This is a genomic window from Paenibacillus sp. 23TSA30-6 (assembly GCF_014858585.1).
Classification (GTDB): domain Bacteria; phylum Bacillota; class Bacilli; order Paenibacillales; family Paenibacillaceae; genus Paenibacillus.
Map to the genome: position 1 here is coordinate 17,133 of NZ_SLTL01000006.1, position 13,117 is coordinate 30,249.

Consider the following 13,117-nt stretch of genomic DNA (forward strand, 5'->3'; position numbering starts at 1 on the left):
TTTATTTTATCTAATTGATAAAAACAAAATGTTAATATCAATAGAGTAATATATAAATCATGCTTCGTCAACAGCATCTTCATGAAATACGTCTCCAATCCAGATAAAGGACACCGCATTCCTATGTCTAAAAAAAGAAAAGAGAAGCCCTCGTTCTGTATCGACCGGGCTTCTCCGCCAGCTAAACCTGGCTTCCTTTACTTATACCAAAGATCTTCTATTTCAAGCTCCTGTAAACTGCTCAAAAACGATTTTGAGTTATCAACATAAAGCTCGGTATCGATATAGTACAGTTTTTTATCATGCAAACATTGATCAATATAATCTGTATTCAATATACTTTTATCCTCTACATTGGCGGCAAATGCCTGCAGCTTGGGGAGCGCGGTTTTCTGATATTCAAGCCACGAATGATGGAATCCGGCTGGTTCTTCCAGGCAATAGATGTCTTGGTACAGTGCTTCAGCAATCCCCTTCTTCCTGAGATAGTCAGATGAGAATGGCATACTTTTAAAATACCGACCTGTCATGGCAAATACGCGATAGCTCCAATGAGGGGCGCCATGATTGGATTGGCAAAAAAGATTCAGAAAGAATACAGAGTAGTGCATTTTTATCGTAATAATCTCATGCTTCTTTACTTCTGAAACTAAACGATCCGCCATCCGGCTATCAATGATCTCATCGAAATCAGCCAAAATGATTATATCATCGTCCTCAACCTTATCCCGCAAAATAGAGGCACTTTGGTTTCTTTGGCAAGCTTCGTTATGAAACGCGCTGTTGTAGCTAAGCAGACGCCAGTACCAGCGGTCAAAGTGATCCGCACCGCAGCTATCCACATTAAAATATAATGATTCCTTCTCTGGTTTGCGAAACAGCTCATCGGCATGAAATGGATGATGAATTACTTTGGGGCCAAGAACATCCGCTTTAAAGTTGAGGGGCTTCTCCAAATAGCTGAACGTCTTGTTGGCTTCGATCACATGCAGCTCGTCAATCCAGCAGGCGTTTTCTTTTATTTTGATATCAGCAATCCGGTTTTCATTAAAAAAAGGGCAAAATTCGTATATTTTCATAGCAGGAAGTCTCCTTTCACTATCATAGTATTTGGACGAACACCAATGCTTTGGCACAGATAGCCGGATATTAAGCGTACAAACTCAGTAATCGTCCGGTCTTCATAATGCAGTGAACTGTAATAGCAGGTTAAACTTAACCGATCATGTTTAAGGCTAGCCGTCATATTTAGCTTGTAAGCTGAGGGGTTGTCCGCCGCGTTCGTATTTCCGTAAGGAAGAGCCAAAGGCTCGTACAAATCATCAGCCAGCCCGTTCATTTCCTCGGATTGATAATGAAAAAGCATGTGTGTTCCGTCTTTTAGCGGCTCCGTATGGGAATTCATATCCTGTATCAAATATCGTAGAATAAAGTAATCCAGTCCTTCAGATGGAATATGCTGTAATGTGCGCTTAACATGCTCCAGTACAACCTCCCCATTTTTAGATAACCCCTCTTCCGGGATCTGAATTCGAATGGGATAAGCTCCGGCAAAAAAACCGATCGTACGATCAATTACAATCCCAGGCAAAAAGGACTCACGCTGATAAGACATCACATGGAGCAGCAAATCCGATTGCCTTTTCAATTGGAAACAAGCCTGCGACAATGCCGTAAGTATCAAGCTCAGCGGTGTAGTATGCTGCTTGACAGCCACCGCTTTTAAAAGGCGAATATGTTCCTCTCCTTCAAGCAAATCTTGTGTTATGGTAGTCATATGACGGTGGAGAGGCCGTGTCTCCGATTCCGTGTCAACCTGTAAAGAATTGCCGCCTTCCACAACCTTGGCCCAGAAGGCTGATGCGTCAGGAGGAAGGCCCTTTGCCGCATATTGTGTTAATCCCACGCACCAATCCCGATAGCTGCTTTCTTCCTCCCTATGCAGGAGCCAATCACTCCCCTTTTCCAGTAATAGAAGATGCCTCAAGTCTTCCAAAAAAATGTTTATGGATATCCCGTCAAAAATTAAATGATGGAACAGGAGCAATACCACCTGCCGTTTCTCTCCGCAATAATGGTCAAACAGCACGACTTTCCATAAAGGTCCAGCCCCGATGTCAAATCCATGCTGAGCATTCGAGCAGTATTCCGAAATGCAGGCGTCATGTGAGCCCGGGACCGCTTGCAAATCTACATAAGAAACAACCTCTTCCACACTCATGGTCTGCTCATATTGATACCATTCATTATGATCCAGCTGAGCAAATGACAAGCGTAGCGCCGCATGTTTGTTCCATAGTGCCTCCAGCGACGAGTCCAGCAATTGTCTGGGGATGTATTTCTTGAGCAGAGCCAGGTAAGGTACATTAAACATGTTGCGATTCAGCAGATCTCTTTGAAAAAAACGTTTTTGTACAGCAGACAGCGGAAATCCATCATTCGGGTACACCTTTCTTATAGTCTGAATATATGGGATATTCCTATCCGAACAAAGGACAGTTGCAGTATCCGTCCTAGCTTTGCTCAATGCAAGGGCCAAACGTTCGATGGTCTGTTCACGAAATATTTGGTTGACTGTAACCGAATATCCGCTTTTTTGCAGCAAACTGGCTATACGCAGCGCATGAAGCGAATGCCCTCCCAACGTGTGAAAATCTTCATCCTTACGGATAGTCTCAAGTTGCAGAACCTTGCTCCAAATCTCTTCAATGGTTTGTTCCAATTCAGTTTTTGGACTGGAATTTAGTTCTTTATGGCTGTTCTGGCTTTTCGGTAAAGGAAGCTTTTTACGGTCGATTTTCCCGTTAGCCGTTAATGGGAACGACTTCAGCCAAATGTAACGGAAGGGTAGCATATAAGCCGGAAGCCCCTCAGCCATAAACGTATGAAGCTCTCCCTCCCGCTCCTCCTCTTCCGCTGTATAGTAAGCGATCAGCCGTAATTCACCGTGAAGCTCGCGGGCAGCAACCAGACATTCTTTCACGACAGGATAGCGGCCAAGACGGAACTCGACTTCGCCAGGTTCGATTCGATAGCCGCGAAGCTTCACCTGATTGTCAACCCGTCCAATATATTCGATATTACCGTCCGGTAGCCATTTCGCCCGATCTCCTGTACGATAAAGAACCCGATTTTCTCCTCTTTCACGATCTTTGGCAGAAGTATAGGGATTCGGAGTAAACGCATGCTGTGTCAATTGGTTTTGCAGCCAATAGCCCCTCGCAACCCCGTCTCCTCCTACATATAGTTCCCCGACCGCCCCGATAGGCTGAATACGACCCTGTTTGTCCAGGATATAACAAGTTGAATTACTAATCGGCTTGCCAATGGGGATATCTTGCTCAAAAGTCTCTTTGATCCGATAGCTCGTCGAAAACGTGGTGTTCTCCGTTGGACCATATACATTGAGAATCGAAAGTTCTGAACAGGCCAGCCGGATACGATTTATATGCTTAGCCGATAAAACTTCCCCGCCCACGACCAACCATTTAAGTTCAGCAAACATCTTTTCATTTTCTTCAATCCAGTGATTACACAGGGCGGAACTTAGCCATAATGTATTAATTTCCCACTCCTTCATGCGTTGCTCCAGCAGTTGGATATTGAGAAGGTCATCCTTTGAAACTACAAACAGACGACCTCCATTTAGCAATGTCCCCCAAATTTCAAACGTGGAAGCGTCAAAAACAGGCGAACCTGTATAAAGCAACCTGATGTCAGAGGAAAACGGGATATAGCTGGTGTTTTTAACCAAGCGGATGACATTGCGATGTTCTACCATCACGCCTTTCGGTTTTCCCGTCGAGCCGGATGTATACAGTAGGTACGCAAGGTCATTAGGAGCAGTTATAGGCTCCTTCTCTTCTTGTGGTACTACTCCAGTCTGGTCAAAACGCTCTATATCAATCAGTTTTAAATGGATTCCATTACAGGCTTTCGAGATACCTTCCGCTCCTTTATGTGAGGTGATGATGGTGTCCAGTTTAGCGTCCTCGATCAATTCGCGGGTTCTTTCTGCCGGAAAATCGGGGTCTATCGGCACATAAGCACATCCCGCTTTCATAATCGCCAGAATGGAGACAATGAACTCGATGGATCGCGGCAAATAAACCCCGATCAACTTCCCATGACTGTCGGTATCATCTACTAGCAAATGGGCAATCTGCTGGGACATTTGGTTCATGGTGCGGTAAGTTATAACCTTGTTGTGTGCAATTACTGCCGGCTGTGAAGGACGCAGCCTCGCTTGCTCCTGAAACAAGTCAACAATCGAACGATTTCTGGGATAGTCTGTATACGTATCGTTCCAGTCATAGACGACTTGATCATATTCGTCCTTGCTTATAAAACACACGTCTCCGACAGAGTGACTCGGATGTTCCAGCACATAGTGCAATGTATTTAGCAGATGCTCAGCTAGGCGACAAACCATTGCTTGCTTCAAGCGATCCGCATCGTAAATAAATTTGACAGTGATCTGTTCCCCGTCATTGGCAATGGTGATAGTCATCGGGTAATTGGTTTTCTCTCGTTCCTCCATAGCTGACATTTCCAAACCATGTTCAGGCTGACGGTAGTCGTTCATATAATTCTCGAAGGCCACGATGCTGTAAAACATGGCATGACCATGAATAGCACTCCACCTCTTCAGTTCGTTCAGGCTCACATAGCAGTAGTCATTCAATTTCTGAATCGTCCGGTGTAGGTGCTTTACATATTCTGTGATGGTTTGCTCCACATTCCAGTGCATGACCAAGGGCAACGTATTAATCAGCATACCTGTAATGCGATCCCCTTTTGCAAGATCCGATCCCCTCCCGGAAACGACCATGCCGAATACGGTTGTATCTGCATCATGATAGACCTGTAGCACTTTCCCCCATGCAAACTGCACCAAGGTATTGAGCGAAACCTGTGTTTGCTGTACAAAAGTGGCTATACGTTTGGTTAGACTCGAATCCATTTGAAGGGTCTGGATCTGCTGGTTCTTAATCGGTTGATGTACATCGGGAATCGTACTTCCCTTCTCGATCGGCAGCAGGGTCGGCTCCGTTACTTCGGCCAAATAAGCCTTCCAGAATAACTCGGCCTCTGTGCGATCCTTATCATTCAGCCATTGAATATACGCTTCAAAAGAGCGGGACAAGCTGCGCTGTGGCATTCTATTTTGCAATCTACAAGCATAGAGTTCATGAACCCGGTTTAGCAGTAGCGGCAGGCTCCAACCGTCCAGCAAAATATGGTGATAACTCCAGAGCATCGTCCATTCTTCCGGTGCAGTCTGAATCAATGTGATGCGGTACGCAGGCTGGCTCAGATCAAAACGACGATTGCGATCCATCTCCATCCACCGTTCAATACATTCCTGTTGCCGCTTGGGTTGCTCTGCTCCAAAATCCAAGAACGTCCAGTCCCATTCTGCTGTTTGGATAATGCATTGTACGGGCTTGTCCAGCGCGTCCCAAATGAAACATGCCCGCAAGCAATCATTTTCGGCAATGACACTGTCCCAGGCTTCCCGGTACTGGTTTACCTCCAGCCTCCCACGATATTTCCAATTAACCTGCACAAAGTATTGATCGGATGCCGGATACTCTAAATAATGAAACAACAGTCCTTCCTGCAAAGGACTTAAATGCATCATTTTATTCAGACCATATTGCTTAGAATAGGTCTTTACAATCTGATCCAGCAAATGCTGCTCCAGTGACACCGATGGAAAATCACTTGGTGTAAACTCTTCGTAATTAGCCTGGCTGCAATGCTCGATGATAGAAAGCAAACGTGATATGACAGTATTTATTAACTGAGTAATGGTCGTTTCTTCATAGTGACGTTTGCTATATTTCATGAACAAATGCAGTTGTCCATGAACGATGGAACAGTTAAGTTCCAACAGGCTTGTTCCATGATTAAGCGGCGAGCTATGGTCCTGTGCTGCTTCACGTGTAAAACCTATCCACTGCTCTAGCCCGCTCGTATTTGCCTGATCGAATTGACCCAAATAATTGAATAGAGCCTGTGGCTCGGAAGCTGTTAGCTCGGAACGGACTTCTTCGTTCGGATGGCAGTATCTCAAAGCACCGTATGACATGCCACGGTGAGGAATAGAACGTAACTGCTCTTTGACAGATTTAATCGTCGCCCCCAAGCTGCAATTGTCCGTCATCCGAATGCACACCGGAAACATTGAGGTAAACCAGCCGACGGTTCTTGTCAGATCCATATCGGCTACAAAATGCTCACGTCCATGACCCTCTAACCGAAACGCGATCGTCTTCTGCCCAGACCAAGCGGAGAGAGCCAGCGACCAGGCCGTAAGCAGCAGATCATTGATCTCGGTATGATATGCCTGGGAGCAATGATACAAAAGTAGCTGCGTATCGTTGGGAGTAAGCTTTGTAACCAATTCCGAAGATTCACTGCTCATTCTATGATCAGGGCAATGGTCTATCGGCAGCACAAATGCTGCACTTTGAAGCTGTACTTTTTTCCAATATTCAATATGACTTAAAGTATCTTGGTGTTTGGAATAATCCATCCATGCATAATGCCACATTTTGTATGGATTTAAAACAGGAGGCAGTTCTGAGCCATGATACAATTGATCCAATTCATGAACCAATATTCTCCAGGACACGCCATCAATAACCAAATGATGAATCGTCATAAAAAAGCGGACTTGACCGTCAGGATGACCTTGGATTACGCCTGCACAAATCATCGGGCCTGTCTCATAATTCAGTTGTCTGTTCCATGCATCGCATATGCTTGAAATTTCAGATTCGGGATCAGCGATTTGCTGAATAGTGTGACCGGCAAGCTGAATGGTGGTATCCGTTCGGTAGCGCTGCGAATATCCGTGCTTGCCAGCTACGAGCTGCATCGAAAGCTCTGGATGAAGTCTGATCAATTGTTTGATGGCCGTTTCCAGCTTTACGGGATCACAACCACGGAGTAGAAACAGCTGGGATTGATTGAAATAATGCGGTTCTTTGAACTGCTGCTCGAAAAACCAGTGCTGGATCGGCGTCAGACCAAATTCGCCTGTCAAATCAACCATACTATCTTCCTTCTTCTCACGTTCTGTCCAAGTAACCACAGCGGCTAATTCCTTGATAGTTGGATGCTCTGCAACTTGTCTTGGGGTCAGCATCATACCGTGATCTCTGGCCATAGAGACGACCTGAATGGCAAGAATTGAATCTCCCCCGGCCGCGTAAAAATGATCGTTTACACCGATATCTCCTCTTTTTAAAATTTGTCGCCAAATGCAAAGCAGTCGCTTTTCGAAACTGCCCTCCCCTGCTTCCGCAGCATTCTCAGCAGGGACAAATAATGTGGTCGGATCGGGAAGAGCTTGACGATCAACTTTCCCGCTTGTATTTACGGGGATTGAATCCAGCTGACAAAAATAAGCAGGAACCATATAAGCAGGTAAAATAGAGCCTGCATACTGGGCCAATTCAGCCTCAGTCAGCCTTTTTAAGGCAGTATAGTAAGCCACCAGTTTATGGAAGGACTCGTCCTTCCAGGCTCGAACGACACATTGACGGATGTCAGGGTGCTGGCGAAGCTGATGCTCTATTTCACCCAGTTCGATACGGTAGCCTCTGATTTTAATCTGTTCATCACTACGGCCGATAAATACCAGTTCACCATCTGGCGTCCATTTCACGACGTCCCCGGTTCGATATAACCGCTCTCGCTGTGAATACTCATTTCCGATGCTCATCTCTTTGTGAACGAAACGCTCCTGGGTCAGCTCCTCACGATTCAGGTATCCTCTGGCAAGCCCTATGCCGCCCACCCATAGTTCACCGGGAACACCGACCGGCACAGAATTACCAAATGGATTGAATACAAACAATCGTTTGTTATAGGCGGGTTTGCCAATCGTGATTTCTGCCTCTGGTTTGCATACCGAGGTGGAACATAAAATCGTCACTTCGGTCGGCCCGTAAGCGTTCACAAACAGTCGTCCTCTTCCCCAATAATTCACAATATCAGGCGTACAGGGTTCTCCCGCGGATACGATTGTATGCAGTTCAGGCAGTTCTCTTGGTTTCATAGTTCGCAGCACAGATGGCGTCAGCATGGCAATGTGGATATTTTTCTCTTCGAGTACATCTGAAATATCCACATATGGAGGCAGCTCCGCATTCGACAGCACAACAAGTGTCCCGCCTACTGTTAACGTTCCGATCCATTCGTAGACCGAAGCGTCGAAACTGATGGAAGCGAATTGCATAACTCTGGAGTCAGGGGTAATACGAAACTTTTCAACAAGGTAAGGGATTAACGTAACCAGCCCGGCGTGCTCAATAAGCGTCCCCTTCGGATTTCCAGTGGAGCCGGATGTGTAGATGACATAGGCCAGGTCGCTCTGTTTAACCTGAATATTCAAATTCTCGTCGGGATGATCGTACTGCTGCACCAGGCATTCATCTACACAAATAAGCGAATGCGCTTTCATACTCATTTGATTCATAGATGAATTTAGCTTATTTACCAGTTGACTGTGCGTGATAATCATTTTGGCCTGCGCATCTTCTAAAATAAATCGAACCCGTTCTCCAGGATATTGGGGATCGATCGGAAGATAAGCGGCCCCTGCCTTCATAACTCCTAGCATTGTCGGGATTACATCTGCGCTTCTGTCCATAAAGATGGCAATCAGCGTGCCGGGTTGTAAAGCGCCATCCTCTCCTGTGGAAACCGACTCTAGAATCACGCGGCCGATTTGATTAGCCCGCTGATTTAACTGCGAATACGTCAGCTTCTGCCCTTCAAACTCCAATGCGATTGCATCGGGAGTTCTGGCAGCCTGCTCCTCAATCAGTTGAACCACGGTTTTATCCAAAGGATATGCTTGTTCCGTATCATTCCATTGTTGTATCTGCTCGTATTCTTTCGTTGTCAGTATGGGGTGAAGGAGTACCGCTTTCTCCGGAAGATGGAGTGCATTGGCCAGCAGTATCTGAAAGTGGCCTGCGAGATTAGCGATCTGCTTTTTACCAAAATGCCTGCTATCATACTGTATTGCGCACTCTAATCTTTCCGAACCATGACGGTAGCAGAGCGCAATCTCAGGCTGATTTATACCGCATAGAGAAGCTAGTGCTTTTGTGCTCGAACTTGAATGCGAGAGATCACCACAAGTCTCTACGATGCCCACATTGAAAAAATCCTCATCTTTTTCTGATGGGGAATCCACTTTCATGTGCTGTGAAAGATCCTCACTCCACTTAATGCTGCTATCTCGCTTATCCCATTTTGCCTTTATTTTTTGCATCAAGGAGAGAAGATGATCTTCCTTCTGAATATGGATAAAAAGCGGATAGTCCTGACAATGTCGTGTCCCCTCTTTGTCTGATAACATGGAATATAAAACAGGTACTGTATATTGATTGGCGTAATGGGATAAAAGCACAGACCATATGGCTGCGATAAAAGAAGGCATACCCAACTGATGCTGCTGTACAAACTCCATGATCGTTTTGACCTGTCTTGTTTCCAAACGAATATGGTAAAGGACTTGATCTTTGTCTTCAGGCTGTCCGGCTTCCCCCCTGCGATGGGAAAATAAAGGAAAGTAAGGTTGGATCACTTATTGAACCTCCCCTATCTGAGATGCTATACCGGCGGCCTGATAAAAAGCAGCCCTGACTTCCTCAACCTCTATCTCGTAACTGCACCGCATCGAAAAAATAAGACCGTCTGTATAGGAGGTAGCGATGCAGTTGAACAGCGAATAGATCGGCAGCGGATTCGGTTGCTTTATGACCGTATCATCGTAAAATTGGCTATACTGCAACCCTTCCTTTGCGCTATTGGCCAAATAGTTAAACATGAATACATCTAGCTGCTCATACTGCTTCCCAAACTGTACAAGTGTTCTGGCACGTTCCCACCTGTTTTTATAGGCAGGTCCTGTAAGCAGGTTCATAAAATTAATCGTGTGGCGTTTTAATAAATCTAGCCTGCTTCTGACAGACAGCAGCATTTCATCCGGATTCTGCTTCATATCCATCAGCATAGGCACAAAATCAATAAACTCACCGACCGTGTTATAATATGTCGCCTCATCGTACCTTCTTCCATCATATAAAAATAACAATGGCAACTGGTCCATACCTAAATAGATTTGCAAGCCCCTTGTAAAGATAGAGAGCGCAAACTCCAAGGATGGGTTTTTAGCCGGGATGCTCACGCTAAACAGATAGGCTTCTGTGCTCGTTCTCAGCTTCGGAGTTTGTAACAGGTCCTGCTTGCTTTGCTGGAACGCTTCCAGATGAAAGTCGGATATCAATGCCTGTTCAGTGATTCCGCTGGGTCCGCTTTGGATTTGTTCTACATAATCCTTATAGGGCTTTACTTCATCCGTAGGAAGGGATTCGTTTTGAAGCAGACTCCTGTAGCAAGCCATTACCTGTCGTTCAGCTACTTCCGAAGTCACCCGATCGCATATCGCATGATGATAAAGCGTAATAACAACATGCTCACGCAGATTTCGTTTTAGCACAAACATCTGAAACAAAGTATGCTCTCCGGTGTATCGGGTATTCGTCATGTAGTCATTTATCATTTCCATAAAGGGGCCATATGGATTGCAGTCCGTTACGTCGAGGATGGTGAGTGTTGGCAAATCGACGTCGGGAAGGACGTATTCCCTCCAATACGTCCATTCATCTCTTTGCACAGGAATGCTTCTCAGTAATCCTTGACTTTGTACAAATTGAGCATAAGCCTGATTCAAAAAATCATAATTCACATACTCGTCCAGCCTAAATAGGCCAATACTCGGCGGTGTATGAAATGAAATTTGCATTTGTTGAATTCCACTTAGCGGATATTCTTGTGCCACTTGCCCCGTTTTAACCCACTGATCTCTTTTTAAATAATCGTCTTCCAACTGCTCGCGCAACCTTGCCGCCTGATCCGTGTCCATGGTTTTCAAGTCCAGACGCTGGACAAACTCCTCTTCATCGATAACCTGGTATTGATTATCCATTTTTACTTTTTGATGCAGTGGTACAATATAATGCGGCTGCAGTTCTTTAGCGACTTTCCCGTTTATGATCCGCATGACAGGATTAACGTCGTCCACGGAGTTGAAGTAAAGCACCCGAATATCTCTCACTTCGTGAAGAAAATCCCTCACTTGATACTTCACTAGATCGTATACGCCATCTGTTTCTTGGTGCAGCCAGGAAATCAACTCTTGCTTGGTTTCTATAGTGCCCTGCTGCTTCAAGGTTCTTTCACTTTCTTGAGCCGATTGAAGATATGCAGCGAGCGCACGGATCGTCTTATAGTGGTAAATATCTGTCAAAGTGGTATGATATCCAGCACCCTCCATCCTTGACATTAACGTAAGCGCATGAATAGAATGTCCACCAAGGTCAAAGAAGTTGTCTACAACACTGAACTGCTGAATACCTAATACATCCTGCCAGATTTCCATCAGCTTGGCTTCTAGCCCTGCCTCAGGAGAAATGTTTGCTGCCATGGTATGTCCATTGTCTTCAAAGGACAACAGTACCTTGCGATCCAGCTTTCCATTCCGTGTCAGTGGCATCTGCTCTAATTGCATAAAAAAAGACGGAATCATGTAATTCGGCAGCTTTGCAGAAAGCGTGTTTTTAATTTCATCTGCCGTCAACCTTTGGCTTGCCCTAAAGTACGCTCCCAGTTGCTTCTGTCCGTTCCCATCTTCACGCACGATAACAACCGCTGCTTGTATATCCTTTATTTTTAATAGCTGTGCCTCAATTTCCCCCGGCTCAATTCGGTAGCCCCGTATTTTCACTTGCTCGTCGATCCGGCCGATATATTCAATGTTTCCGTCCGCTTGCTCTTTTGCCCAATCTCCGGTTCGGTACAACCTGCCCCCCGGCACCCCTGGAAACGGAATAAACCTTTCCTCTGTCAGCTCTGGACGGTTCAAATAACCTTTCACTAATCCATCGCCAGCGATGTACAGTTCACCTGCAACTCCTTGTGGCAAAGGATGCTGGTCATGATCCATGATGTAAACCGAGGTATTGCTGATGGGTTTACCGATCGGTACGGTATTTGCAGCTTCATCCAAATGATCAATCCGGTAAAACGTTGCAAATACCGTACTCTCGGTCGGTCCGTAGACATGAATTAAACGACCAGAGCCCAGACGGGCAAATGCTTTGCGCACATGGCTGACTGACACCTTTTCACCACCGAATAGCAAGATTTCAAGTGTGGCAAAGCAATCCGGATCAATATCCACCAATGCATTAAAAAGTGCTGTTGTGATGAAGCATTTTGTAATCTGTTGTGTCCGCAGTACACTCGATAGCTCACGTGCATTCATGATGTGGGCTTGTGGGGTCAAAACGAGGGTGGCTCCGTTGAGCAGTGCCCCGTAAATGCCAAATGTAGAACCATCGAACGAAAAACTGGCCAATTGCAAGATTCGATCTTTTGCCGCGAATTGGATGTAATTTGTCTCTTTGACAACACGTGTAATATTGTAGTGCATCGTCAGGTTTCCCTTCGGTTCACCCGTAGAGCCTGACGTATACATAATGCAGGCTAGTGCATCTGAGCCATGAATGGAGGTGATATTCCCTGTTTCTTCACTGTTATTTCGCTTGTCCAACAAATCCATTACAGGAACGTTGAACTCCATTTGTTGTTCAATTGGTAGCCGGGTTAGCAGGAGCTTTGCACCAGAATCTTTCAGCATATAGCGTATACGTTCCTTGGGGTATTCCGGGTCAATCGGCACATAGGCTCCCCCGGCTTTTAAAATCCCGAAAATACCGACGATCATTTCCAATGAGCATTCGGCCATAATCCCGACGGGGTCGCCTTTATTTACGCCTTTGTTCCGCAGAACCCGGGCAAGCTGATTAGCCTGTTTGTTCAGATCAGCATACGTCAAGTGCTTGTCTCCCAATACAACGGCCACTTGCTCCGGTGTGCGCTCGGCCTCCCCCTCAAATAACTGATGAATCGTTGTATCCCGCGGGTAATTCGCTAACGTACCGTGTAACATGCTCCGCCTCATCTCCTTCTCCCATTAACATTCATACGATTTAAGGTTTGCTCTACAGGCATCTTTTTCGAAACTAAC

3 protein-coding genes are annotated in these 13,117 nt (G+C 45.6%); all 3 read right to left on the bottom strand.

Annotated elements, in window-relative coordinates; genetic code table 11:
- Nucleotides 1-197: 197 nt before the first annotated feature.
- Genes E0698_RS07040 through E0698_RS07050 form a run of 3 tightly spaced genes read right to left on the bottom strand, consistent with a single transcriptional unit; the run spans nt 198 to nt 13,039 of the window.
- On the bottom strand, nt 198-1,079 hold the full coding sequence (locus E0698_RS07040) for a hypothetical protein (protein ID WP_202894809.1): 882 nt from the start codon (nt 1,077-1,079) through the stop codon (nt 198-200).
- Entirely contained in the window at nt 1,076-9,610 is an 8,535-nt protein-coding gene (locus E0698_RS07045; protein WP_192511084.1) for a non-ribosomal peptide synthetase, read from the bottom strand. Before E0698_RS07045 ends, E0698_RS07040 begins: the two co-directional genes overlap by 4 nt.
- Nucleotides 9,611-13,039: a non-ribosomal peptide synthetase gene (locus tag E0698_RS07050; RefSeq protein WP_192511085.1), complete on the bottom strand. Its 3,429-nt coding sequence runs from the start codon at nt 13,037-13,039 to the stop codon at nt 9,611-9,613.
- Nucleotides 13,040-13,117 lie beyond the last annotated feature (78 nt).

Bases quoted from the DNA above. Each gene is read 5' to 3' on its own strand.
- E0698_RS07050 (WP_192511085.1), bottom strand. From the start codon at position 13,039: ATGTTACACGGTACGTTAGCGAATTACCCGCGGGATACAACGATTCAT.
- E0698_RS07040 (WP_202894809.1), bottom strand. From the start codon at position 1,079: ATGAAAATATACGAATTTTGCCCTTTTTTTAATGAAAACCGGATTGCT.